Consider the following 24,379-nt stretch of genomic DNA (forward strand, 5'->3'; position numbering starts at 1 on the left):
ATGATGCGGCTCTTGAAGCATGGCGCCATGTCTTTGCGCAAGAGAAGCCTTTTTTCTCGACACGTCTGGGCCCCTGAGCGTTGTTTTGACCTTGAAGCCGGAGCGGGCTAAGACACAGCCGGTCCGAACCTGCATGACGCGCTAGAAACAGGAAGTCCCATGAGCCGCCTCGACAGCTTTATTCGTCGCCTGACAGCCCAGAAAATCTTGCTTGAGGATGTCGCCGAACGCGTAAAATCCGTTGAAGGCCCGGTTCTGGAGCTGGGTCTCGGCAATGGCCGCACCTATGATCACATTCGCGAAATTCTCGACGATCGCGAGATTTTCGTCTTTGACCGGGATCTTGCCTGCCATCCGAGCTGCATTCCCGACGGCGACCACATGATCTTTGGCGAGATCCGCGATACTTTGGCGTTCTGTGGACCACGCATCGGCGAACCGGCGGCCTTTATTCACTGTGATTTGGGCTCTGGCGACCCGACCACCGATCTGGCAACATCCTCGTGGTTGTCACCATTGGTCGACCAGCATACAAAGCCGGGTGGCTACGTCCTGTCAGGTTTGGCTCTGGACCTTGGCAACTTCGACGAACTTCCCAAACCGCAGGGCATTCGCCCGGGCCGGTACCATCTTTATAAAAAACGCGGCTGAGCCTTCCCCTTCACGCCGTGTCAGGAGAGACGCATGACCGCACCACTTGAGGGCGTGAAAGTCGTTGAGCTTGCTCGCATTCTTGCGGGGCCGTGGGTCGGCCAGACCCTCGCGGACCTTGGTGCTGACGTCATCAAGGTGGAAAGTCCTGCTGGTGACGATACGCGCGGCTGGGGGCCGCCCTTTGTCGAAAGTGAAGATGGTTCGTCCGGCGATGCCGCATATTTTCACGCCTGCAATCGTGGCAAGCGCTCGATAACAGTCGATTTTCGCACTGAAGAGGGGCAGGAAGTCGTGCGGCGCCTCGTCGCTGATGCCGATATTCTCGTCGAAAATTTCAAGGTTGGCGGCCTGAAGAAGTATGGGCTCGACTACGAGAGCTTGAAGGAGGTCAATCCGAGGCTGGTCTATTGCTCGGTGACGGGCTTTGGTCAGGACGGGCCTTATGCGCATCGCGCCGGTTATGATTTTATGATCCAGGGCATGGGCGGCATCATGGATCTGACGGGCGATCCGGATGGCGAGCCTCAGAAAATCGGTGTTGCCTTTGCCGACATTTTCACGGGGCTTTACGGTGTCATCGGCGTGCTGTCCGCCTTGCGTCGGCGTGACCAGACGGGCGTCGGCGAGCATGTCGACATGGCCCTGCTTGATTCGTTGACAGGTGTTCTGGCCAACCAGGCGCTCAACTATTTTGTATCGGGCAAGTCTCCCAAGCGCCTTGGCAACGCACATCCCAACATTGTGCCGTATCAGGTGGTGCCTGCCTCGGACGGTCATCTGATCATCGCTGTGGGCAATGACAGCCAGTTCGTGAAACTCTGTGATGTGCTCGGCCGGCCTGAACTTGCGCAAGATCCTGACTACGCGACCAATGCGGCGCGCGTTGCAGCGCGTGAGGCCCTGGTTCCCATTCTGGTTGCGGAAACCCAAAATCACAGCCGCGATGAGTTGCTTTCGGCCCTGGAAGCCAAGGGTGTGCCCGCAGGCCCGATCAATTCGGTCGAGGATGTCTTCAACGATCCCCAGATCGCCCATCGGCATATGAAGGTCGATCTGCCTGCGACCGGCGTGAAGGGAGGTTCCGTATCATCCGTGCGGACGCCGATCCGTTTTTCCAACAGCGACCTGGTGCTCGACAAGGCGGCGCCCAGGCTTGGCGAACACACCGATGAAATCCTCATGGAATTCGGTCTGCCGCCACGCAGTGCCAATGACAACGGCTGACAAGGCTCCCGATTGTAACAGTCGACATAAACTGTGACACGGCAGCTGGTTGAAAACCAATCAGCTGTTCGCCACAATTTGCATCACAATTGCCGTTATGCGCCTTGCTTGATTTGCTCGACCGGATTCGCACCGGCGCGGCGGAATGGGATGGAAATGTCCAGCTGGACAAGAAGGCGCACAAGCGTATGAGCGATATTCGCAAGATTGATGAAAAAGGACAGAAGCGCCGCGTGAAGGTGCCGCTGACCCGGATCATATCGTTCAGCTTCGGCGGTTTTGTCGCCGTGGCTCTTGCGCTGGTCCTGTATCTTTCGGTCCTGGCCAATTTCAAGAACACCTTCTCGCTGCTGAATGACAAGGCGATCCTGATCACGCAGGCCATCGACCGGCAGCTGCGAGATCACTTTGCTTCCGTTGAACACGCCGTCGTTGACGTCAAGCCGTTCTTCGACAATGGCAGCATCAGTTTCGACAATGTCGATGAAGCGCTCGAGAAGATGTCGCTGGCTGTGGCGTCCAATTCGCGCATCAACGTATTGGTCGCGACGGATCTGAACGACGACAATTTTGGTGTGTTCAAGGGCCCCAACGGCAAGCTTTGGCCTTTCAAGCGCCAAATCCCCCCCGGCGGCGAACGCACTTACATGCTGCCACGGATGACCGCGGACAGTGGTCCGACCTGGGGTGCGCTCCTTCACAGCGACGTGGGACAATTCGCGAATATTTCCGTACCGCTTGTCGTCGACGGCGAAATGATCGGCACCTTGACCGCCGCCAGTTCGCTCAAGGCGCTGGGCGAGGCAATCCACTCTCTTGATGAGGGGGAGGATTCGACAACCTTCATCATTGCCAACGGCGATGATGTCGTCGTTCATTCCGACATGAAGGTCTTCCAGACCGGAGAGGTGACCGACAAGACGTTGCCGGTCGCGCGCAGTGGTTTGGGTGATCCGGTCCTTGCGGCGATGAATACGGGTGACCGGCTGGAGAGCTTTCAAAAAGCTGCCGAGCTCGGCATCGAAGTGTCGCGGATCGAAACGGCCGATGACGAATTCATCATGATGCGCGTCGTGATCCCCGGCTATTCCGACGAACCCTGGATCATTGGCCAGTATTTCAGGGGCGTGACCATTTCGCGCGAGGTGAGGCGGCTGACCGGATCGGCGGCCGTTGGTATCGGTGCTTTGATCATCGCTGTTCTGATCGCGATCTGGATGGGGCGGCGCGTTGCGAGGCCGCTGAAGGCTTTGGCCAAACAATCCGAGCGCGTGGGAAGTCTGGCGCTCGATGAAGTCGAGCCGCTCCCGCGCAGCCGTGTTCAGGAGCTCGATCAGGTGGCGGTCGCCTTCAACTCCATGGTGGATGGCTTGAAGGCGATGAATACCTATGTCCCAAGGTCGCTCTTTGCCAAACTGATGCGGCTCGGCGGCAAGGATGCAGCGGGTGCGCGCGAGGCGGAGCTGACCATTCTTTTCACGGATATAGTCGGCTTTACCGCGCTGTCCGAACACATGAGCGCCAGGGAAACAGCGAGCTATCTCAACGATCACTTCGCGATCCTCGTGGAAGCGGTCGAGAGCGAGGGAGGAACGGTCGACAAGTTTATCGGCGACGGCATGTTGGCCTTCTGGGGTGCTCCGGATGCAAGAGCCGATCATGCCGCTGCTGCTGTGCGCACGGCCAGAAACATCGCAGCTGCCTTGCAGAAGGTGAATGATCAGGCGGAAGAATGCGGCCAGAACCGACTGTGCATGCGGATCGGCATTCACACCGGCACAGCCGTGGTCGGCAACGTGGGCGCTCTTGACCGGTGGAACTATACGGTGGTCGGAGACACGGTCAATGTGACGGAGAGGCTTCAGACCCTCGGCAGAGAAGTCGGCGATGGCGACGAGGTGGTCATTCTGGCAAGTGCCGAAACCGTTGCGCGTCTGCCGGCTGAGCCTGGAAAAGACCGCGCTGGCGAGTTCTCTCTCAGGGGGCGTTCGACGTCCCTTGAGGTCTGGAAGCTTGATCCGTTCTGCGCCGTGCCGGACGCCTCGGCAGTATTATCCCCGACCGCGGCTGAATAAGCTCAAGGTCCCGCGCCTGGCTGACGGAATGTGATCTGTGTCACACTTCGCCTATTTCAGCCTTTACCGTTGCTAAGTGACTGGGATTTGTGGTTGTCTTTTCCCCGATGACAGAGGCCTACTGCTTCTGGATAAAGCGATTAATCGCAGCAGAGGGGATTGGCTGTGAATGTTCTGTCGATCGACGGCCTGACCGTTGATTTTAAAACTGCGGAAGGGCAAGTCCGCGCGGTGGACGATGTCTCTTTCACTGTTCCACAGAACAAGACCGTGGCCTTGGTGGGAGAGTCCGGGTCAGGCAAGACCGTTATTTCCCAGACCATTATGGGTCTTCTGCCCGCGTCGGCCCATGTGACATCAGGTAGCGTCGTTCTGGACGATCCGCGCGGCAGCGAGCCGCCTGTCGATATCACCAAGCTCGAGCGCAAGGGCCAGCAAATGCGCCATCTGCGCGGCAACCAGATCGCGATCATCTTTCAGGAGCCGATGACATCGCTGTCGCCGCTCCACACCATTGGCGACCAGATCGGCGAAGCCGCGCTGCTCCATCGCAATGTTGGCGCTGCAGAAGCACGTGAGCTGACGCGGGAAATGCTTCGTCTGGTCCAGTTCCCCGACCCTGCGCAGTCTCTTGATGCCTATCCCTTTGAGCTGTCCGGCGGGCTGCGCCAACGGGCAATGATCGCAATGGCGATGATCTGCCGTCCTGCGCTCCTGATCGCCGATGAGCCGACAACTGCTCTCGACGTTACAATCCAGGCGGAAATCCTCAAGCTGATCAAGGATGTCCAGTCAGAACTGGAAATGTCTGTCCTGATGATCACCCATGATTTCGGCGTCGTTGCCAACATGGCTGACGAGGTCGTGGTGATTTATCACGGCCGCATCATGGAAAAGGGAACGGCGCAACAGCTCTTCAACGATCCGCAACATGCCTATCTGAAAGCATTGCTCAAGGCTGTGCCTAGCTTTCACATGGACAAGAATGAGCGGCTGGAACCAATCCGCCCGATCGAGGTCCACGCCGAAGATCTGAAGAAGAGCCGGATCGAGTGCACCGTTGAACCCGGAAAACCATTGGTGGAGGTGAAGAGCGCCACCAAGAGGTTCAATCTCCGCAAGGCAGGCCTGTTCGGGACCGCGCCGAAAACGCTGACCGCACTCGACACGATCAACCTCACCATCCGGCGCGGCGAATGTCTTGGGCTTGTCGGGGAATCCGGTTCGGGTAAAACCACAGCCGCCAAGGCGATCTTGAGAGCCATCAATCTCAGCGAAGGTGAGGTCTTCTACGACCGGGGCGAGGGGCTGAAGGACATTGCGGAGCTGTCCGGTGAGGATCTGATGGATTACCGCCGCCGCGTGCAGCTGATTTTCCAGGATCCGTTCTCGTCACTGAACCCGCGCATGACCGTCAACGATATTCTGACCGAGCCGCTGCAGATCCACGGCATCGGCACACCTGACGATCAGGCCGAGCGGGCACGCGCCCTTATGAACCTGGTTGGTCTGGATGCCCGTTTCCTGCGGCGTTATCCCCATTCCTTCTCCGGAGGTCAGCGCCAGCGTATCGGCATTGCCAGGGCACTCGCGCTCAACCCAGAGTTCCTGCTTTGCGATGAACCGACATCAGCGCTTGATGTGTCGGTGCAGGCCCAGATCCTCAACCTGCTTCAGGACCTGAAGCGGGACCTGAACCTGACCTATCTGTTCGTCAGTCACAATCTCGCGGTGGTCGACTATATCGCCGATCGCATTGCGGTCATGTGCCGTGGACGTGTGGTCGAGATCGGGGAAACCCGGGAGATCGTCTCCAATCCGCTCCATCCTTACACCAAGGCGCTTCTGTCGGCAGTGCCTGAGCCGGATCTCGAGACTCCGCTCGATTTTGACGCCCTTGGCGAAAACCGGGCGTCGGATCCCTCGCAGTGGCCTGAGCCATTCCGAGTAGTCGATGGCGTCGAGCCGACGCTCGTAGAATTTGAAAAAGATCATTTTGTATGCGCACCGGGCGTGGACGCCCGAAGCGCTCTCAGGGGGACTGCAGCATGAATTTCTGGACGGGGCTCTGTGCATCAGCGCTCATCGCCACTTCACTTGCCGCCAATTCGGCGACTGCTCTGGAACTGAAGGAAACGCCGGGTCTGGCCACGGATCTGCCGCCGATCGCCGAGCGTGTTCCAAGCGAACCTCTGATCGTCGATCTGGCCGCCACGGGCCGCTCTGTCGGAACGCACGGCGGGACACTGGACACGCTGATCGGCCGCTCGAAAGATGTTCGCTTGATCAATGTCTGGGGCTATGCGCGCCTTGTTGGCTACAACGAATCCCTGGAGCTCCTTCCCGACCTTCTTGAAAGCGTTGAAGTCGAGGATGGACGGATCTTCACACTGAATACGCGCGAAGGCCACAAGTGGTCCGATGGCGCTCCATTTGGCGCAGAAGACATCCGTTATTACTTTGAAGACGTGGCGCTGAACGAGAGCCTGAACCCGTCAGGCCTGCCGCCGTTCCTGACGGTTAATGGCAAAGGGCCGAAATTCGAAGTGCTGGACGAGACAACCGTTCGTTTCTCCTGGGATGACCCGAACCCGCTCTTCCTGCCCGAGCTGGCCAAGGCGCGACCGCCGTTCATCTATCGGCCGGCCCATTATCTCAAGCAGTTCCATGAAAAATATGGCGACACGGCCTTTATCAAAAAGGCTGCCGCTGACGTGAAGGCGCGGAGCTGGGCACCGCTTCACAACAAAAAAGACGATATGTACAACGCCCGCAATCCGGATATTCCGACCCTGCAGCCCTGGAAGCGCCGGGACGGAGAAAGCGATCGCAGGTTTGTGCTCGAGCGCAATCCCTTCTATCACCGCATCGACAGCACCGGTCAGCAGCTCCCCTATATCGACAACGTCATTATGACCGTTGCCGACAAGAAGCTGATCGCTGCCAAGACCCAGGCAGGCGAAAGCGACCTTCAGGCACGAAACCTGTCCTTCTCCGATATCACGGTGTTGAAGCAGGGAGAAGCGAACCAGGGCTACACGACGGCTCTGTGGGCGAACGCCAAAGGTTCGGAAATTTCGATCCTGCCGAACCTGACCGTCAAGGATCCTGTCTGGCGTGAGTTGTTGCGCGACACGCGGTTCCGTCATGCCCTGTCTCTTGGGATCGACCGGGACATGATCAACCGGACGCTCTTTTTCGGACTTGGAAAGTCAGGCAATGACACCGTGCTCAGTGCAAGTCCCCTGTACCAGTCGGAGTACCTGACAAAGTGGGCGAGCTACGACGCCGAGAAAGCAAATGCCCTTTTGGACGAGATAGGGCTGACCGAGCGCAACGGCGAAGGCACGCGCCTGATGCCGGACGGCCGGCCCCTTGAAATCATCGTTGAGACATCCGGCGAAGCACAGGTTCAGGACGATGCCCTGGAGCTTGTTGCAGAGACCTGGAAGGAAATCGGGATCAAGCTCTTCGTCAAACCGAGCCAACGTGACATTCTTCGCGAGCGATCCATCACGGGCGACCTTGTCATGTCGGTCTGGTGGGGCGTTGAAAACGGCATCCCGACCTCCGAAATGCCACCGTCGGACTTTGTTCCGGTCCACGGCGATGTTCTCTCGTGGCACGCTTGGGGTGACTATCACGAAACCTCGGGCGAGGGCGGCGAGAAGCCGGATTGGGCACCAGCCGAACGTTTGATGGCCCTCTACGACGAGTGGCTCGTGTCCACCTCCAAGGACGAGCGTGAGAAGATCTGGACCGAGATTCTTGATATTCATGCTGAGGAGACGATCCGCATCGGTCTCGTGTCCGAAGTTCCTCAGCCGGTTGTCATCAATGGAGTGGAAAACGTGCCGTTGACGGCGATTTATGGCTGGGATCCGGGTGCCCATTTCGGTCTTCACCGGATGGATGAGTTCTACCTCAACGACAAGGCCCGATAAGGCTGAAAACAACGCGCCTTCCCATTCCTGATTTGGGAGTGGGAAGGCCGAATTTTATGTAAGACTCACCGCGCCTGGAAAGGCGGGTGCGGGGAAGCCGGGGAAGTTTCAATGTTGCAATATATAGCGCGCCGGATCCTGGCGATGATCCCGACGCTGTTTGTCATCAGCTTCCTGACGTTTTTTATCATCGAGCTACCGGCGGGCGATTACATTTCGAACCAGATCGCAGCTTTGAAGTCGACGGGAGAATCTTCCTCGGTTGCAAAGCTTGAGTTCCTGCGCAAGGAATTCGCGCTCGATCGGCCCTTTTTCGAACGCTATCTGATTTGGGTGGGACTCTGGTCCGGACCTCATGGCTTTGATGGCCTGATCCAGGGGAACTGGGGATGGTCCTTCGAATTCGACAAGCCTGTCTCTGACGTTGTCGGCCCGACGCTCCCGCTCACGGTCCTTCTGAACTTCGCCACCATTCTCTTCGTTTATATCGTTTCCTTCCCGATCGGGATCTATTCGGCGACCCGGCAATATTCTTGGGGCGACTACGGTTTTACCTTGCTGGGCTATTTCGGCCTGGCGGTTCCAAACTTCCTGCTCGGATTGATCCTGCTCTACCTGTTCAACAGATGGTTCGGACTGTCCGTTGGCGGCCTGATGGCACCTGAGTACATTGATCAGCCTTGGAGCCTCAATAAAGGGCTCTCCATACTCGCTCACCTGATTGTTCCGACAATAGTGATCGGAACATCGGGCACCGCTGCCATGATCCGGCGGTTGAGAGCCAATCTGCTCGATGAGCTTCACAAACAATATGTCACGACGGGCCGCGCAAAGGGCCTGAGTGAGCGCAAGCTTCTGACCAAATATCCGCTACGGATGGCGCTCAACCCGTTCATCGCTGACATCGGCAACCTGATCCCGTCGATGGTGTCCGGTTCGGTGATTGTCTCGGTGGTGCTGAACCTGCCGACGGTAGGGCCGGTTCTTCTGTCCGCCCTTCAAAGTCAGGACCAATTCCTTTCTGGTTTCATCCTGCTCTTTGTTGCGGTTCTGACGCTGATTGGCATGCTCGTGTCTGATCTTCTATTGGCCGTCCTTGATCCCCGCATTCGTCTTGGCGGGAGGGCATCCTCATGAGCACGAACATGAACGGCAACGGCACGGAAAACGAAAACACCGTGGAACATTACGTCGACCCGGCTCCCTTCAATCCCGCGACCACGGAAGATCTGACGGCCGAACAGGAACGCTTCTATCAGGCGTCCCAGTGGCAAATCATGTGGTGGAAGTTCAAACGCCACAAGGTCGCTGTCTGGTCCGGGGTGGTGCTGATCCTCTTCTATCTCTGCGTCCCCTTTGCGGAGCAAATCGCTCCCTACACGCCCAACACTCGCGACAGCCTGCATCTTTATGCTCCGCCGCAGCCCTTGCATCTCTTTCACGAAGGCGAATTTGTCGGGCCGTTCGTTTATGGCATGAAGTCCGAAGTGGACATGACCAATCTCAAGTGGGTCTTCACCGACGACAAGACCAAGGTGCAGAAACTTCGCTTTTTCTGCAGGGGCGTGAACTACCGGTTCTGGAATCTTTTCACCGCTGACTTCCACCTGGTTTGCCCTGCCGAGGGAGGCACACTGTTTTTGCTCGGAACCGACCGACTTGGCCGGGATCAGCTTTCTGGCCTGATCTATGGTGCGCGGCTATCACTGACTGTCGGCCTTGTCGGCGTTGCGATCTCCATCGTGCTCGGTCTCTTCTTCGGCGGCATCGCCGGCTATTTCGGCGGCATTGCGGACAACCTGATCCAGCGGCTGATCGAGATCATGCGCTCGCTGCCCGAACTGCCACTCTGGATGGCGCTGTCGGCGGCTCTGCCGGTGACCTGGGCCCCGGTCTGGATCTACTTCGGCCTGACCATCATTTTGGGCCTTCTGGACTGGCCAGGCCTTGCTCGCGCTGTCCGCTCCAAGCTGCTGTCCCTGCGTGAGGAAGAATACGCCCGCGCCGCAGTGTTGATGGGCGCCAAGCCTGGCCGCGTGATCACCCGTCACTTGTTGCCGGGCTTTACCAGTCACATCATCGCATCTGCGACCTTGTCCATTCCCTCGATGATCCTGGGCGAGACAGCTCTTTCTTTCCTCAATCTCGGACTTCGCCGTCCTTCCGTCTCTTGGGGCGTTTTGCTCAACGAGGCGCAGAACATCTCGGTCGTCACGGTCTACCCCTGGCTCATGGCGCCGGTGATCCCGATTATTATCGTGGTTCTGGCGTTCAATTTCCTCGGCGATGGTTTGCGCGACGCTGCCGATCCCTATAAGTGATCCCGAGACGAATTTGAATCGGTGCCGCAGTGTATGAACTGCGGTGCAAGCCAATCGGAGACCTCATGTCGAAGAATGCCAGCACCGCCGAAGGGTGGGACGAGGAATATGAAGCGGGCCGTTGGGCTTTCCTGCGCTCGCTGCCGGAAAGTGGCCGCTACGGCATCATCGGCATGTGGCTCAATCTGACCAACTCCATGGACGAGGTTCTGGACATCGGCTGCGGCGAAGGCCTGCTCTACGAGCGTCTGCAACCCATGGGCATCAAGCGCTACGTCGGCATGGATCTCGCGCCAGCCGCGCTGGAGATCGCCAATGTCGACCCGTCAATCGCATCCCTTCGTGCCGGCGACATGCATACGTTCGAACCGCAGGATGGTGAACGTTTTTCAGCCATCGTTTTCAACGAGGTTCTGCATTTTGCAGAGGATCCGGCTGCCGTTGTTGCGCGCTATGCGCCCTTCCTGAAGGACGATGGCGTCATCGCGCTGTCCATGTATTCGCCCAAGCGACCGGAAAGCGGCGCGAACAAGCTAATCGCCAAGCTCTGGGAAGCTACCGATGACGAGAGCAAGTGGGAAGTTCTCGACGATTACCGCCTCGTCTCCGACAAGAAGGGCGTCACCTGGCGCATGCGTCTCGTCAAGCCGGTTCAGGCCTGACTTGAATGGGGGTGTTCAAGCCGGTCCGCTGACCTCGGCGATGATCATCAAATAGCACGACAAGGGGCGCTCTCAACGCCCCTGAGATTGATGACAAACCTTGATTTGGTCATCCCGGACGAAGCGCGAGCGGAGATCCGGGACCGGCGAGTCGAGGTGTTTGTTTCATTGATTCCATTGAAATGGAAATGCTCTTGCCTCACCGGCCCCGGCTCGTGTTTACGCTTGGCCGCGGTGACTACGGTGAAGAAAGAGCTTTGTCAGCAGTCTGAGGGGCGCTCGCAGCGCCCCTTTTTGTTGCCAGTGTCCCAGGCTTTCCTGCGCCTTCCCGGACGCAGCGCGAGCGGAGATCCGGGACCTCATACTCATTGGTCTTTTGACGATTTTGCTGAGATTGCCGGGCCCCGGCTCTGCGGCCGGGGCGGCGCGTGCTGGGATGGGAGGTCCTTATCCCGGCAGAACCACGATGGTGGATTTGCCGCCCTTGTTGCGCAGGGCATGGATCGGCTCAAGAGTCGGGTCTTCGCGCCAGGCGGTGGCGGCCTCTACACTTGGAAAGCTCAGGAGAGCGGCGAGGGTTGGTGCCTCGAAAGCTGCCTCCAGAACGGTCGGTGCCGGATCGCCGGCCACGACCTTTCCGCCGTGTTTGGCGAGCGCCTCTCCGGCGATTTGCCGATACTCTCCCAAGGTGTCCGGATCGGTGACGGTAATCAGGGCAAGGGCTTGAATGCTCATGGATCGTGCTCCTCTGGTTGAACACCATGGAGATAGGCGCAGACGCGGATGATGAAAATTACACAAAAACAAAAACATACTGTGCAATAATGCACACTATGGAAAAGTGGGATGATCTGAAGTTTGTGCTGGCCGTTGCCACGGCGGGAAATCTCTCGGCGGCGGCGCGCAAGTTGGGCGTCAATCACACGACGGTGTCGCGTCGTCTTTCGGCCTTGGAGGAGGGGCTTGGCACCCGTCTGTTCGAGCGTTTGCCGGATGGGCTGACGCCCACGCCCGCAGGCAGTGAGGCTGTCGAGAGCGCCCGGCGGATCGAGACTGAACTCTACAGTCTGGATACGCGTATCACCGCTCAGGATACCGAACTGGAAGGCCCCTTGCGGGTCACGGCAGCCCAGCTGATTTTCCAGTCCGGCCTTGCCGACACCATGGCGCGCTTCGCCCGGCTTCATCCGCGTATAGAACTTTCAATGAATGCCGCAAACGAGATCCTCAGTTTGCACCGGCGGGAGGCGGAGGTGGCCATCAGGGTCACCGACCGACCGGACGAGAACCTGTTTGGCCGCATCGCAACAGGCCAAAACAGGACCTTCTACGCCTCCAGGGAGTATCTGCGCAGCCACACAGAAGTTTTTGCCAGCAGTTCGAGCGCCGACGCCATTGAGAGCGTCTCATTCAAATGGTGGGGCAAGCAGCCGCCAAAGGAGGTTCGGGCGCGGTTTCCAAATGCCCATACGACCGTGGTCTGCGACGACATGATCGCGATGCAGTCTGCCGTCAGGGCCGGAATGGGAATTGGCCGCATGCCCTGCTTTCTGGGTGACACGGACCCTGAACTTGAGCGTGTTCCGGGCTTCGAACTCAGCCGCTACTTCGATATCTGGGTGCTGACACATCCTGACCTGAAAAACGTCGAACGGATACGCCGGTTCGTGCGTTTTGCAGCTGATGATTTCAAGGCCAACTCTGGCCGGTTTCTGGGTGTCGGTGCCTGATCTGCGAGAGAATGAACTAGCTCTTGAGCGTGATTGGTTTGCCGTGGGGTGTGGCGCGGGCGGCTTTGTCCCAGGCGTCCTGAAGTCTGCCGAGGTCGGCAAGCGAGGTGAGGCCCTTGGCGGCCAGCAGTTTTTCGAAGGCCGTCAGCCAGTGTTCGTAATAGGGCTTGCAGGGCGCGCCAGGTGCGTCGGTCGCCAGTTCCGTGCCAAGCGTCTGGGCCCAGTCCTTCCAGGTAAACAGCCCTGCGTCATAGGCGCTGAGCGTCATGGCAAAGACCTTGGCCTCCCAAGGAGCCGCGAAGGCCGGGCCATCCTCGCCAATGGGAATGGCGGGGGAGGCATCCATCAGGTCAGAGGCGGTCAAGATAGGGCTCCCAGAGATCAAGGCGCAGGCTCAGCTTCGGATCGCTGTCCGGACCCCATATGTCCGTGCCCTTGAAGGCAACGCCATAGAGCCAGGTCGGCTGCTCGCCGTCGCCGCGCGCATTGGTGTCAGGAAAGACGTGGACGCCGTGAACGGCTTCGATCACACCTTCGCAGCCCCGGGCATAGCGTGGCAGGCGCGTGTGGCCTTCAGGATGCATCACTTTGGTGCGGATCCTGTCACCAACCTTGAAGGCGGCAGGGGTTGTTTCCGGCCGCTCGACTGGCCCGCCCTTGGCAAGGGCGGCGGCCACATCCTCAGCCTTGAGGATGCGCTTCACGGGAGTGGGCGGTTGGATCTTGTGGCCATTCGCAAGCTCGTCTTCGCTGATCAACCCTGCTTGAAGGCAGAGCTTTTCCAGGCCCCGTGTCCAGATCTCGTAATAGCTGGTGCCGAGATAGATGGCAGGCGGCAGGCTCTCGCGGGCAAAGCGGGACGTGTCCAGCGTCCAGGAGCCGGTCGCGCCCATGGCAAGGGTGATGGCAAAGGCGCGCTCTTCCCATTTGCCATGAAAATTCGGCTCGTTTTCCTCCAACTCGATTGGACCAAAGCCCATCTGTCCGCCGAGGTCCTGTACGCCGTTCATTGGGCTGCCTCCAGTGCTTGCGGTGACAGCGCCAGCCCGGTGCCGATCATGCTGTCGCGGGTGACAAGCTCGGCAAGCCGGTCTTCGCTCCAGCCCTCGGTTCCTTTTGGGCGCATCGGGATCACGAGGTAGCGCACTTCCGCGGTGGAATCCCAAACGCGGATGCCGATTTCCTCCGGCAGCGAAACGCCGAATTCAGCCAGAACGCCGGACGGATCCCGCACGGCGCGCGAGCGATAGGGCGCGGACTTATACCAGACCGGCGGCAGGCCCAGAACCGTCCACGGATAACAGGAGCACAGGGTGCATACGACCATGTTGTGGGTGGCGGCTGTGTTTTCGACCGCCACCATGTGTTCGCCCTGACGACCTGTGAAACCGAATTCGGCAATGGCCGCCGTCGCATCGCTCATCAGCCGCTCCCGGTAAGCCGGGTCGCTCCAGGCTCGGGCCACGACACGAGCGCCGTTCTTAGGGCCGATCTTGGTCTCATAGGTCTCGATCAGCTCATCCAGCGCCGGTGGGTCGACATAGCCCTTTTCGGTCAACAGCGTTTCCAGCGCACGCACCCGAAGCTCGATCGGCGAGAGCTCGGAGTGGTCGTGATCGTGGGAATGATCATGGTCGTGAGAAGACATGAAAGGCTCCGAAAGAAACGATGGCGGGACGCTGATCTTAGGCTCATTTCGCTTGCCCCGCCAAGAGCCTCCACGCGGATTTGATTGAAGGACGGACGGTCTTCAGCGCGTCCCTTGGTCGGCACTGTAGCCCTCTCCGCCTTCCCGGACGAAGCGGCAGCGGAGATCCGGGACCAGTACCCCGAAGTCTCTGTCGATGCGCAGGCGGTCCCGGCTCCCTTGGTCCCGGCTCGGAGGCCGGGACGGCAGAGGGCAGGGTAGCAGAGGACGGAGTGGTCGAGGGCGGGACGACGGTTCCTCTCCCCCCTCAAGGGGGGAGAGTGACAGAGGCGGTCGGACGAACCGGCGACTATTCCCCAAACAGACCCTTCACCCTCGGCCACTCAGCCCCCGGATGGTGTGCGGCTATGTCGAGGAAGCGGTCGAGGAATTCGTAGCAGCCCTCGTCATGGGCGAGGTGGTGGGAGAGAATGCCGAGCGGCTCGTCCGGATTTGTGCGGCGGCGGCAGAGCTGCAGATCGAAACGCAGGCGCGCGCTGTTCCAACCAATAAAGCGCCGGTCCTTTTTCCACTTGATGATGTCGACGTGGCTTTGAACCTGGCCGGTACGAGGAAAGTGATGCCAGGTGAAGGTCGACAAACCCTCGAGACCAATGCCGGGCAGACGGCGTGAGATCTCGGGCGCAATCCGGTTCCAGGGCGGGACCATGGCCGGCACGAAGCGGTCGCCGAAGAGTTCCTCAAGACGCGCCTTTCCCTCGGCAAGTTCAGCGATCAGCTGATCCGGATCCCGGCGTGAGCCCAGTTCCCCGGCCTTCTCGCCGAGATCCTTGCGTTGGAAGTTCTTGTGCTGAAAGCCGTGTTGCAGGACGATCGCATGAGGCTCGTTCGAAAGCCGTTCTGCAAGCGCTTCCGTTGCGTGTTTGGGAATGACTGCAAGCGCGACATCAACGTTGTGGGCATTGGCGATGGCAAGCAGGCGGTCGAGATCCTCGGTCGGCTCAACCGCATCATCATCCCGCCACCAGAAACGGACCTTTTTGCCGCGTTCGGCAAACCAGTCGAGATGGGCAATCAGCTCAGCCTGGAAACGGTCAAAGTCTGAACTCATGCAGCGCGGGCCTTCAGGTCTTCCAGAAGAATATCGGCGCTTTTTTCCGCGCCGCCGAGCAGTACCTGGTGAGATGACCGGGGCAGGGCAAGTGCGTCGTCGATCGCCGCGGCGAGCCGCTCGGGCGTCAGGTTCTGTTCCGGTGTGACGACAGCCCGGTCATGGGTGGCCAGAGCGTTGGCGCGCTGGGTCTGTTCGGTTTCCTTTACCTGGGCAAAGGGCACAAAGACCGCAGGGACGCCGGCAATGAGCACATCCAGCACCGTGTTGTAGCCTGCCTGAGACACTGACAGCCTCGCCCGCTCCAGGAGCCCGGGAAAATCTCGTCGCGCGCGCTCCACGATCAATCCGTCGCGCGCGCTTTTGCGATAGGTCTGAAACGCATCTTCGGAAATGTCGTGGCCGACCAAAATCCGCCACTGGGTGTCTTCAGCGCGCCGGGAGAGGGGGCGGGCCTCAAGAGCTGCCATCAACAGTCCTTCAGCGACAGCGCCGCCACCGCAGGAAATGATGACCTCGTCTTCACCCACACCATCGGGTGGGACAGGGCGCTCGCCGCCGCCGACGAAGCCGGTGTATCGCAGCAGATGCTCGACCTTGTCGGCAAAAGGAAAACTGTCGGACAGCTGAACGAAGTCCGGGTCGGAGTGGCACAGGATCCGATCGTAGAACTTCACGGCCTGATCAGCCATCCATTCCTCTTTCCAAAGCTCCTGCTTGCGCACGAGAATGTCCCGGATGGATGTGGCGATCAGCGGCGGCCTGTCACTCCGACGTGCTGCATCCAGAAGCGCAGAGAGCTCGAACTCGAACTGGCGGCGCCCAAACGGGTAGGTTTCGGTCAGAAGCAGATCATAGGGCCGGGCTGCAAAGGCGTCCAAAGTTGCGGCCGTCCGCATTTCCTCCCAGGCGACGTCAATCGGATCGCCGCCCGGCGTCACCAGCCGGTTGAAGGCAGCGTCCGGGCTTTTCACCGGCGGCAATTGCACGACCTTGAGGCCTGCCGTGTCCAGAGTAGGCGGCAACAGATTGCCGGTTGCCAGGGTCACGTCGATACCACGGGCGGTCAGCGCTTTGCCAATGGCAGCGGCGCGCACTGCGTGGCCCGTGCCCAGAAGATGCTGAACGTGGATGAAAGCCGAAAGCGTCATGTCTGGTCCGGAACGATTGCTGGACGGGACGGCGCAGGCGTGCGGTCCCAGCGTTGATCGAGAGCTGCTTCCAGCAGGGCGTCCAGGCGCTGAGCACCAGCCTCCAGCCTGTGGTTGGCCGCTATATGACCTCGCGCGGCATCGCCAAAGAATTTCGCCTTTTCAGGCGCTTCCAGAACTTGCCGCAGATTGGCGGCAAGGGCTTCGACGTCGCCTTCCGGAGATAACAGACCTGTCTCGCCATGCCGGACAATGTCGGGAACGCCAAATGTGTCCCCGGCGACGACACCAAGGCCTGCCGCTTGTGCTTCGAGGAATACAAATCCGAAGGCTTCGCGAATGGCTGGCCAGACGAAGAGATCATGAGCCGCATAGAGGTCCGGTAGGTCTTCTGGCTCCATGGCTCCCAGACAGCGGACACGGGTTTCAGGAAATCGCGCCAGAATATTCTCGCGATTGGGCCCGTCACCAATGATGGTCAATTCCCAGGGCAAATCGCTAACGCGTGACAGCGCATCGGCCAGGACTTCATAGGAACGGGTCTTGTCACCGTCACGCATCATGCCCACAGTCAGCAGCTTAAGCGGTGAATGGGGCGTTTCCGCACCGTGTCGCGCAGCCTCTTCAAATGGCTCAGAATTCAGGAAGGGCAGAAGAACCCGCAACCGGTCCTTGTAGACCACGTCAGCCAGACATTCGCTGTCTGCCTTGTGAAGGGCTGCGACCTGATCTGCGCGCGCCAGAGCCGCATCGGCAGCCTCGAAGCCGAAGGCCCAGAGGCCGGTCTTGCGCTTCGGTGCGCGGCTTGCCTCGACGATGGCGTAGGCGATGCCGAACTTGTCGGCAAGTGCGGGGCCGATCCAGTCCGGTGCCTTGTGATAGAGGTGGTAGGTCAGGAACACATCCGGCCGGTAACCTTCGGCAAGCCATTCGCCAGCCACCCGGTCTGCTTCCGCAAGGGCCTCATCGCGGATCGCTCGCTGAACGTCCTCGCCGCTGTCTTTCGACCAGGACCGGAAGCGACTGGCGATCCGAACGTCATGCCCGCGTGACTCCAGCGCCTGGACAATCAGGCGTCCCATGGTTCGGTCGCCGGACGGGACAGGATGGTCCAGCGGCTTCATCGGCGCTGTGAAGGCGATCTTCAAGTTGCTGATCCCGGTGCTTGAGAACCTTATAGGACCTTTCGGAATTTCTCGGCAAGGTGATCAAGCCCTGGCGCGCTGGCAAATTCCTTGCGCACGTGGTCCGAAGCGGTACGTCCCAGCTTATCACGCCGGGCAGGATCCGCAATCAACTCGGCCAGCGCCGCACCCAGCGCAGTCCTGTCTGCTGGTGGCACAAGACGACCGGTTTCGTTGTCTTTGATAAGTTCAGGTATCGCCGACACCTGTGTGGAAAGGCAGCACAGGCCCATGGATTGGGCTTCCATCAGCACATTCGGAAGACCATCGCGGTCGCCGGATTTCGCAAGCTTGGACGGCAAGGTGAAGAGATCAGCCTCGGTGCAGGCCTTGATCACCTCTTCGCGCGGTTGTGCACCCTTCCAAATGATGCGGTCCGAAAGGCCGAGCTTTTCGCCAAGCTGCTGCAATTGATCGGAAAGTTCTCCCCCGCCGATGTGGACGAATTGCCAGTTGAGGCCATCGGGCAACTGCGCGAGCGCGTGCAGCAGGTCGTCATAGCCTTTCTTCTCGACGGCGCGGCCGACCGACAGGATCCGGACCGGCTCTCCTGAGCCGTCGCGGATGGACGGGGTTTCGCGCGGCATCGGGAAACCGGTGAAATCAAGGCCGTGATAGACAAGTTCGACCTTCTCGGGCTCCGCCGAAAGACCTTTGAGATGCGCCGTGTTGACGCCGGTGCAGGTCACGCCCCAGGCCGCGTCGTCCAGCTTCGTCCTTAGATCCCATTCAGGGCTCGTCCAGATGTCCTTGGCATGGGCCGAGAACGACCATCCGCGGCCCGACAGGTGTGCGGCATAGCGGGCAACCGAGCAGGGCGTATGCAGATAGTGCGTGTGGATCCAGGAAATGTCCTCAGGCAGTTCATGGGCAAAAACACAGCCCTGTGCCCATCGCCGCTGGCGGCCGACATTGTGCTCTTGCGCAAAGTCTGCATCGAAAAGCGCCTTGGCTTTGGCATGGGTCGGCTGGTTTTCGGCCCAGCGTTTTGCTCTGGCAACACGCGCAGGATCGTCCTTGACGTATTCGGGGAGGTAAAGCACTTCGGCCGAGATTTGCCGGTGCAATTCATGGATGAACGGATCATAAGGCTTTCGAAGCGCTACGATCAGGAACGGAATGCCCCGCCGTTCCAGCCCCAGAATTTCCTGGGCGATGAAGGTTTCGGAAAGGCGCGGATAGCCTTTGACCACGACGGCGATGCGGGACATGGAAATTCTCTTGTGATTGGTCGTGTTGGGCTTTGGTCCGGGAGTGGCGCCCTAGAAGTTGACGAGCTTTTGCGCTGATTGGCCTGGCCGGTTTTCCTCGAAGATCTCTCCGACACGTTCCTCGATGAGTTCCAGTCCACCCAGCAGGTTCTCGACACCGGCAGCTGATGGACGCGGTGCGTTCGGCAGTGCCACCAGAGCTTCCGTCATCAGGTCCGGATCTGGGTAGGAGTCAATCGGCAGGACACTGAGCAAGCCGCTTGCCTCGGCGCGCGCTGCCCGTATCGCTTGCTCCCGGCGTGGGACGATGCGCGGCACCATCAAGGTCGGTTTGTCGAACGAGAGGATTTCGCAAAATGTGTTGTATCCGCCCATGCCGACGATCGCGGTTGCATTGGCAAGGTATGGCTCGATCTGCGGCGTGAAGCGAATGATCTCAACGTCGCGCAAGTGTTCTGCGCGCTCGACAAACTGGGCCACCGAAGCTGCCGGCATGAAGGGGCCGAGAATGATCAGGGCCGGAAACAGCGGATGCTTGCGCGCTTCATAGGCGCGCATGACCCAGTCGACCATCTCGACACCGTCGCCGCCCCCACCTGGCGTCACAAGGATATAGGGTTCCTCTCCGAACGGAGAGGGCTTGGGGAGCGTTTCGGCACCTTCGGGAAGGCCGCGTCGCAAATAGCCGGTGTAGCGCAACTTTTCCTCGATGCCTTCCGGCAAGTCGATACCCTCGACGGGGTTGCAGATGCCCTCGGGGCCGTACACCCAGATCTCGTCATAAAGCGACTGCAGCGCAGGATAGACGTTCTTGCGCTCCCATTCGCTGCGCAGGATCTCCGGATCGTCCATGACATCGCGCAATCCAAGGACAAGACGCGTGTCCGTGTCCTTCAGCGCTTCCAGTGTAGGCACCACTTCGCCGCGCAGTCCCAGGGGCTCCTTGTCGACGATGAAGATGTCGGGATCGAAAACTTTTGCGGTGTGCTCGATGATGGAAGACCGAATCGCGAGTGTATGATCGATGTTCAAATGCAGGGAAAGCGGTGTGTATTCGCCGTCGCGCAGCTTGATGACGCCCGGAATTCGAACGAAATCCACACGCGATCTGAATTCGAAACTTCCGATGATCGGCGATCCGGACAGGATCAGGACCGACAGGTCGTCGAACGTCCCGACGAGCGAATGAGCAATCGCGCGGCAACGGCGGAGATGACCCAGCCCGAACGAATCGTGACTGTAGATCAGGATTTTCGGTGAATTCGAACGCATACTTCCCCAATTCGTTGCGCCGATCCGGCTCGCGGTGTTGACACCTGCACTTGGCAGGCCCTCGGTCGGGTCTTACTTGTAACTGACCTGATCTTTGGCTTGAAGGTCAAACATCAGTGGCACATCCCCTGCGAGGGGTAATATACTAAAAATCAGACGGCTGCACGACGTTGGTGCAGGTCAATCTGGATGGGGTAATGGAAAAAAGCCTTTTTAGCTTCATTTGGAAATTTAGCGCCAAGCAACAGATTTTCATCCTTCTCGTCACAGTGCTGTCCTATCCGGTCAGCTATGTGCTTCTGGAATTGCCCAAGCTGATTGTCAATGACGCGGTTCAGGGGGATGATTTTCCACGAGATATTTTCGGGTTCGAATTCGACCAGATTTCCTACCTGCTGCTGCTGTGTATCGGTTTTCTCGGACTCGTCGTTCTGTCCAACAGTCTGAAGCTCTACATTAACGTCTACAAGGGGCGTCTTGGCGAGCGGATGCTGCGGCGTCTGCGTTTCGAGCTTTTTCAACGCGTCCTTCGCTTTCGCTTGCCGCATTTCAGAAAGGTTAGCTCCGGCGAAATCATTCCGATGATCACATCCGAGGTCGAGGACGTCGGAGGCTTCATTGGTGAGGCTTTCGCGCTCCCGGCCTATCAGGGCGGCATGCTGGTGGTGCAGCTCGGCTTTATTTTCATGCAGGACCCGCTTCTGGGTCTCGCTGCCATTTCGTCCTATCCGGTACAGGGCTATGTGATCCCCAAGTTGCAGCGCAAGGTGATCCTGCTGTCGCGCCGTCGGGTGAAGAACGTCCGCCTGATTGCCGACAAGGTTGGTGAGAGCATTTCCGGCGTGCCGGAGATCCATGCAAACGATGCTGCTGCCTGGCATTCTGCGGATCTTTCGGACCGCCTCTACGAAAACTTCAAGATCCGCTACGAGATCTTCAATCGCAAATATTTCATCAAGTTTCTCAATAACTTCATGAATCAGCTGACACCGTTCTTCTTCTATCTGATCGGTGGTTACCTCGTCATTGAAGGCAATTTGAGTATCGGTGCGCTGCTGGCTGTTATCGCCGCCTACAAGGATCTGGCAGGACCCTGGAAAGAACTGTTGGCGTACTATCAGCTCGTGGCTGATGTGGATGTGAAGTATCAGACCGTCGTCGAAAACTTCGACCCGGCGGATATCTATCCGGTCGAGCGCCTGACCTCCGATGAGAGCGTCGAGCTGACCGGTGACCTGGAAATGTCGGGCGTAAGCTTCTCCGGCGGCGCCGCTGGTCAGGAGGTGACGGACATCAATTTGAAGGTTCCCGAGGGCGACGCCTTTGCAATCATTGGTCCCGATGGATCAGGTCGCTCGGAGGTGCTGCAGTTGGCTGCTGGACTTGTCAGTCCCGCCTCAGGCACGGTGAAGATCGGCAAATGGGATCTGGATAAGCTCACCGCCTCCACTCTGGGCCGCGAGATCGCCTACGTTGGCGGTGCGGTTCATATCTGGACAGGAACGATCCGGGACAACCTTTACTACGGCCTCCGTCATAGACCGCTTGCGCAGCTCGAACGGGAAGGGACAGCGCTCAGGGATTACAAGCGACGGCTGTCTGAAGCTGCCGAGACCAAGAATCCTACCTACGATCTTGCAGCTGTCTGGGATGATTTTTCAGCCGCAGGTGTTGAGGATATGCAGGGGTTGGATGCTCGCGCCCTCGATCTGCTGAAGGCTGTCTCCCTGGAAGCCGACATTTATCGTCTCGGCCTGCAGTCTCGCTTTGATCCGGCGATGGATGATGTTTTCGCCGATCGTATTCTTGCGGTGCGCAGGAAGCTTGCGGCTCGTATTGCAGGAGATCCCGAAATTGCCGGCCTCGTCGAGCTTTGGGATATCTCAAAATTCAACGCCAGCGCGAGCCTTGCCGAGAACCTCTTCTTCGCCGTGCCGTCCGATCCCGAGATCAGCATGGAAAATGTGCCTGAACTGCCCGAGGTTCGGGCATTCCTCAAGGAAACCGGGCTTGACGAAAAGCTGCGTGAGATCGGCCTGAAGATTGCGGAAACCATGGTCGAGCTGTTTGCCAACGTCAGCGGCGACAGTGGCTTGTTGGGGAACTACTCTTTCATCACGCAGGACGACCTGCCCGAGTTTGACCGGATCACCCGCGTTGCGCGCTCCGAACAGCAAAGGCCGGGACTGACCCAGGCCGATCAGGACCGTTTGATTGCGCTGGCGTTCAAGCTGGTCCCCGCGAGGCACCGTCTTGGCGTCATGGACGATGCCATGAAGGAGGCCGTGGTTGCTGCGCGCGCCACATTCCACAAGAAGGTGGTCGATGCCGGTGACAGTTTTGTCGCTATCGATCCGGAGCTTTATCTCCCGCCGCTGACCATCGAGGACAATCTGCTTTTCGGTCGCCCGCGTGTCGATCGGCGGGATGCCCGTCAGCGCATTGATGCTGTAATTCGCACCATCGTCGAAGAGACCGAACTGCGCGAGCCCATTGTCTTCGCCGGCTTTGATTACCATGTGGGAGTCTCGGGATCGCGCCTGTCTGCAGGCCAACGCAGGCGACTGGCCCTTGTTCGCGCACTTTTGAAAAATGCCAAGCTCACCATCCTGGACGACATTGCCACCGGCGTGGGTGAAGAAGATCAGGCGCTGCGCGTGACCCTGCAGGAAATTCTCAAGGGGCGCACCTTTTTGTTTGGCGCGCCTAACGCAGCGGCGGCCAGCGAATTTCAAAAGAAATTGGTTTTGGAACAAGGGCGTATGTCCCAAGATAGCGATCAGCATGCTTGAGGCTGAGCGAACAAGATGCTTTTCTGCACTTGGGCGTTTTCTAAATGATCGCCCAGGCAAGATTGCCGGAAACGGCAAAGGAGGTAACTGTGTCTTTGGAAACTGAAGTCGAGGCCCTGAGAAAGGTGCCCCTGTTCCGCGGGATCGACGAAACCAAGCTCCGACTGCTTGCCTTCATCTCCGACCGTATGGAGTATAGGGCTGGCGAGCGCATGTGTACGCAAGGGGAGGAAGGCGATAGCGCATTCATCCTCTTGAAGGGCGCAGCCAATGTGATGGTCAATACGCCTGACGGTGAGAAGGTCGTTGCACAGGTCAAGGAAAATTCGATCGTCGGGGAAATCGCCATTTTGTGCGACGTTCCAAGGACAGCAACGTTGATCGCAGCATCCGACATGGATGTCCTGACGGTATCGAAAGACGACTTCCTGAAATTGCTCAAGGAGTTTCCTGAAATGTCGCTGGAGGTTATGAGAACCTTGGCACTGCGACTTGAGCGCACGACACGTGATCTTGCCGCTGCCCGCTCGGAAGCTGCGGCTTAAGGAGAGACGGATTGGCGACAGAATTTTCGCTTCGCTGCTGGGGAGCCAGGGGGTCAACACCGACACCGGGCGCAAGCACCCTGCGTTACGGCGGGGAGACAATCTGCCTGGAAATTCGCGCTGGAGATGCGCTGATTCTGGTGGACTGTGGTTCTGGCGCACGAAACCTCGGCATGGATCTCTGCCGTGAGATGCCGCGCGAGTTCGACCTGCTTTTCACCCACACGCATCTCGACCACATCTGCGGCCTGCCGTTTTTCAAGCCTGCTTACGATGAGCGCTTCAAGGTTTGTGCATGGGCAGGACATTTTCAGGACGAGACCAGCCTGGCTGACATTGTCAGCCGCATCATGTCGCCGCCGATTTTCCCGGTTGCCGCAAAGACCTTGAAAGCTGTCGAATTCAAATCCTTCTCCGCTGGCGATACGCTTGAAAGGGATGGGGAACTTGTCATTCGCACTGTGAAGCTGAACCATCCTGGCGGCGCTTGCGGATATCGGTTTGAATATCGCGGCAAGTCCATCGCGATCATCACCGATCACGAGCACGGCAACCCGGAAATTGATGCCAGCGTCAGGCGCTTTGTCGAAGGCGTCGACTACATGATCTACGACGCGATGTTCACGGATGAGGAATATCCGACCTACGAGGGATGGGGCCATTCAACATGGCAGAAGGCGCTGGAGCTCGCCGGACAGGCGAATGTGAAAGTTCCGGTGTTGATTCATCATGACCCGCGTCGCAGTGACGATGAGCTCGACGAGATCGCGCGGGCTGCCGAAGCGATCCATCCCGGTACGCTCATTGCCAAGGAAGGCATGCTGATCGTTCCCTGACGCGCTTTGATCTGCTCTC

General features: G+C 58.9%; 21 protein-coding genes. 12 read left to right on the forward strand and 9 right to left on the reverse strand.

Annotated features, from left to right (window positions below; translation table 11 throughout):
- The first annotated feature begins 159 nt into the window (after positions 1–159).
- From ABJZ52_RS11745 to ABJZ52_RS11780, 8 genes are all read left to right on the forward strand, one after another.
- Positions 160–651 (forward strand): class I SAM-dependent methyltransferase, encoded by a 492-nt coding sequence (locus ABJZ52_RS11745; protein WP_348185783.1) that lies wholly within the window; start codon positions 160–162, stop codon positions 649–651.
- 33 nt (positions 652–684) lie between these two features.
- Complete coding sequence (locus ABJZ52_RS11750) at positions 685–1,878, forward strand: CaiB/BaiF CoA-transferase family protein (RefSeq protein ID WP_348185780.1); 1,194 nt, start codon at positions 685–687, stop codon at positions 1,876–1,878.
- A gap of 104 nt (positions 1,879–1,982) precedes the next feature.
- Positions 1,983–3,953, forward strand: a complete 1,971-nt coding sequence (locus ABJZ52_RS11755; protein ID WP_348185778.1) for an adenylate/guanylate cyclase domain-containing protein — start codon at positions 1,983–1,985, stop codon at positions 3,951–3,953.
- Between the two features lie 165 nt (positions 3,954–4,118).
- Positions 4,119–6,005, forward strand: a complete 1,887-nt coding sequence (locus tag ABJZ52_RS11760) for an ABC transporter ATP-binding protein (protein WP_348185808.1) — start codon at positions 4,119–4,121, stop codon at positions 6,003–6,005.
- Entirely contained in the window at positions 6,002–7,897 is a 1,896-nt protein-coding gene (locus ABJZ52_RS11765) for an ABC transporter substrate-binding protein (RefSeq protein ID WP_348185775.1), read from the forward strand. The genes ABJZ52_RS11760 and ABJZ52_RS11765 overlap by 4 nt, the downstream gene beginning before the upstream one ends.
- A gap of 111 nt (positions 7,898–8,008) precedes the next feature.
- The gene (locus tag ABJZ52_RS11770) at positions 8,009–9,034 is read left to right on the forward strand and encodes an ABC transporter permease (protein WP_348185773.1); all 1,026 of its coding nucleotides are present in this window, start codon (positions 8,009–8,011) and stop codon (positions 9,032–9,034) included.
- Positions 9,031–10,218, forward strand: a complete 1,188-nt coding sequence (locus ABJZ52_RS11775; RefSeq protein ID WP_348185770.1) for an ABC transporter permease — start codon at positions 9,031–9,033, stop codon at positions 10,216–10,218. Before ABJZ52_RS11770 ends, ABJZ52_RS11775 begins: the two co-directional genes overlap by 4 nt.
- A 65-nt stretch (positions 10,219–10,283) precedes the next feature.
- Positions 10,284–10,880, forward strand: coding sequence for a class I SAM-dependent methyltransferase (locus tag ABJZ52_RS11780; RefSeq protein ID WP_348185767.1), 597 nt, complete (start codon positions 10,284–10,286; stop codon positions 10,878–10,880).
- Positions 10,881–11,327: 447 nt separating this feature from the next.
- Here the strand turns inward: ABJZ52_RS11780 and ABJZ52_RS11785 are convergent, their stop codons facing one another.
- Positions 11,328–11,615: a DUF1330 domain-containing protein gene (locus tag ABJZ52_RS11785; RefSeq protein ID WP_348185765.1), complete on the reverse strand. Its 288-nt coding sequence runs from the start codon at positions 11,613–11,615 to the stop codon at positions 11,328–11,330.
- A gap of 98 nt (positions 11,616–11,713) precedes the next feature.
- Between ABJZ52_RS11785 and ABJZ52_RS11790 the strand changes: the two genes are divergently transcribed.
- On the forward strand, positions 11,714–12,610 hold the full coding sequence (locus ABJZ52_RS11790; RefSeq protein WP_348185762.1) for a LysR family transcriptional regulator: 897 nt from the start codon (positions 11,714–11,716) through the stop codon (positions 12,608–12,610).
- A 16-nt stretch (positions 12,611–12,626) separates the two neighbouring features.
- On the opposite strand, the gene ABJZ52_RS11795 is transcribed toward ABJZ52_RS11790, so the two are convergent.
- The 8 genes from ABJZ52_RS11795 to ABJZ52_RS11830 form a co-directional block, all read right to left on the reverse strand.
- Positions 12,627–12,974, reverse strand: a complete 348-nt coding sequence (locus ABJZ52_RS11795; RefSeq protein ID WP_348185759.1) for a nitrile hydratase accessory protein — start codon at positions 12,972–12,974, stop codon at positions 12,627–12,629.
- A complete protein-coding gene (gene nthB, locus ABJZ52_RS11800) occupies positions 12,961–13,620 on the reverse strand; it encodes a nitrile hydratase subunit beta (protein ID WP_348185757.1) in 660 nt (219 codons plus the stop codon). Before nthB ends, ABJZ52_RS11795 begins: the two co-directional genes overlap by 14 nt.
- The gene (gene nthA / locus ABJZ52_RS11805) at positions 13,617–14,258 is read right to left on the reverse strand and encodes a nitrile hydratase subunit alpha (protein ID WP_348185755.1); all 642 of its coding nucleotides are present in this window, start codon (positions 14,256–14,258) and stop codon (positions 13,617–13,619) included. Before nthA ends, nthB begins: the two co-directional genes overlap by 4 nt.
- 349 nt (positions 14,259–14,607) lie before the next feature.
- On the reverse strand, positions 14,608–15,369 hold the full coding sequence (locus ABJZ52_RS11810; RefSeq protein ID WP_348185752.1) for a polysaccharide deacetylase family protein: 762 nt from the start codon (positions 15,367–15,369) through the stop codon (positions 14,608–14,610).
- Positions 15,366–16,520, reverse strand: coding sequence for a glycosyltransferase (locus tag ABJZ52_RS11815; protein ID WP_348185750.1), 1,155 nt, complete (start codon positions 16,518–16,520; stop codon positions 15,366–15,368). Before ABJZ52_RS11815 ends, ABJZ52_RS11810 begins: the two co-directional genes overlap by 4 nt.
- On the reverse strand, positions 16,517–17,668 hold the full coding sequence (locus tag ABJZ52_RS11820) for a glycosyltransferase family 4 protein (RefSeq protein WP_348185747.1): 1,152 nt from the start codon (positions 17,666–17,668) through the stop codon (positions 16,517–16,519). The genes ABJZ52_RS11815 and ABJZ52_RS11820 overlap by 4 nt, the downstream gene beginning before the upstream one ends.
- Before the next feature lie 26 nt (positions 17,669–17,694).
- Positions 17,695–18,915 (reverse strand): glycosyltransferase family 4 protein, encoded by a 1,221-nt coding sequence (locus tag ABJZ52_RS11825; protein ID WP_348185745.1) that lies wholly within the window; start codon positions 18,913–18,915, stop codon positions 17,695–17,697.
- Positions 18,916–18,966: 51 nt separating this feature from the next.
- Positions 18,967–20,187, reverse strand: coding sequence for a glycosyltransferase (locus tag ABJZ52_RS11830; RefSeq protein ID WP_348185742.1), 1,221 nt, complete (start codon positions 20,185–20,187; stop codon positions 18,967–18,969).
- Between the two features lie 197 nt (positions 20,188–20,384).
- Between ABJZ52_RS11830 and ABJZ52_RS11835 the strand changes: the two genes are divergently transcribed.
- The 3 genes from ABJZ52_RS11835 (at position 20,385) to ABJZ52_RS11845 (ending at position 24,360) form a co-directional block, all read left to right on the forward strand.
- Entirely contained in the window at positions 20,385–22,979 is a 2,595-nt protein-coding gene (locus ABJZ52_RS11835) for an ATP-binding cassette domain-containing protein (RefSeq protein WP_348185740.1), read from the forward strand.
- Positions 22,980–23,068: 89 nt separating this feature from the next.
- A complete protein-coding gene (locus tag ABJZ52_RS11840; protein WP_348185738.1) occupies positions 23,069–23,524 on the forward strand; it encodes a Crp/Fnr family transcriptional regulator in 456 nt (151 codons plus the stop codon).
- A gap of 11 nt (positions 23,525–23,535) precedes the next feature.
- Positions 23,536–24,360, forward strand: coding sequence for an MBL fold metallo-hydrolase (locus ABJZ52_RS11845; RefSeq protein WP_348185735.1), 825 nt, complete (start codon positions 23,536–23,538; stop codon positions 24,358–24,360).
- The last annotated feature ends 19 nt before the right edge of the window (positions 24,361–24,379 follow it).

This window comes from Roseibium sp., assembly GCF_039982295.1.
In the GTDB taxonomy this organism is placed as follows: Bacteria; Pseudomonadota; Alphaproteobacteria; order Rhizobiales; family Stappiaceae; genus Roseibium.

Excerpts from the sequence above, each read along its gene's own strand:
- ABJZ52_RS11745 (WP_348185783.1), top strand. The coding sequence starts at position 160 with ATGAGCCGCCTCGACAGCTTTATTCGTCGCCTGACAGCCCAGAAAATC.
- ABJZ52_RS11775 (WP_348185770.1), top strand. The coding sequence starts at position 9,031 with ATGAGCACGAACATGAACGGCAACGGCACGGAAAACGAAAACACCGTG.
- ABJZ52_RS11830 (WP_348185742.1), bottom strand. The coding sequence starts at position 20,187 with ATGCGTTCGAATTCACCGAAAATCCTGATCTACAGTCACGATTCGTTC.
- ABJZ52_RS11750 (WP_348185780.1), top strand. The coding sequence starts at position 685 with ATGACCGCACCACTTGAGGGCGTGAAAGTCGTTGAGCTTGCTCGCATT.
- ABJZ52_RS11765 (WP_348185775.1), top strand. The coding sequence starts at position 6,002 with ATGAATTTCTGGACGGGGCTCTGTGCATCAGCGCTCATCGCCACTTCA.
- ABJZ52_RS11770 (WP_348185773.1), top strand. The coding sequence starts at position 8,009 with ATGTTGCAATATATAGCGCGCCGGATCCTGGCGATGATCCCGACGCTG.
- nthB (WP_348185757.1), bottom strand. The coding sequence starts at position 13,620 with ATGAACGGCGTACAGGACCTCGGCGGACAGATGGGCTTTGGTCCAATC.
- ABJZ52_RS11810 (WP_348185752.1), bottom strand. The coding sequence starts at position 15,369 with ATGAGTTCAGACTTTGACCGTTTCCAGGCTGAGCTGATTGCCCATCTC.
- nthA (WP_348185755.1), bottom strand. The coding sequence starts at position 14,258 with ATGTCTTCTCACGACCATGATCATTCCCACGATCACGACCACTCCGAG.
- ABJZ52_RS11835 (WP_348185740.1), top strand. The coding sequence starts at position 20,385 with ATGGAAAAAAGCCTTTTTAGCTTCATTTGGAAATTTAGCGCCAAGCAA.
- ABJZ52_RS11815 (WP_348185750.1), bottom strand. The coding sequence starts at position 16,520 with ATGACGCTTTCGGCTTTCATCCACGTTCAGCATCTTCTGGGCACGGGC.
- ABJZ52_RS11790 (WP_348185762.1), top strand. The coding sequence starts at position 11,714 with ATGGAAAAGTGGGATGATCTGAAGTTTGTGCTGGCCGTTGCCACGGCG.
- ABJZ52_RS11785 (WP_348185765.1), bottom strand. The coding sequence starts at position 11,615 with ATGAGCATTCAAGCCCTTGCCCTGATTACCGTCACCGATCCGGACACC.
- ABJZ52_RS11825 (WP_348185745.1), bottom strand. The coding sequence starts at position 18,915 with ATGTCCCGCATCGCCGTCGTGGTCAAAGGCTATCCGCGCCTTTCCGAA.
- ABJZ52_RS11780 (WP_348185767.1), top strand. The coding sequence starts at position 10,284 with ATGTCGAAGAATGCCAGCACCGCCGAAGGGTGGGACGAGGAATATGAA.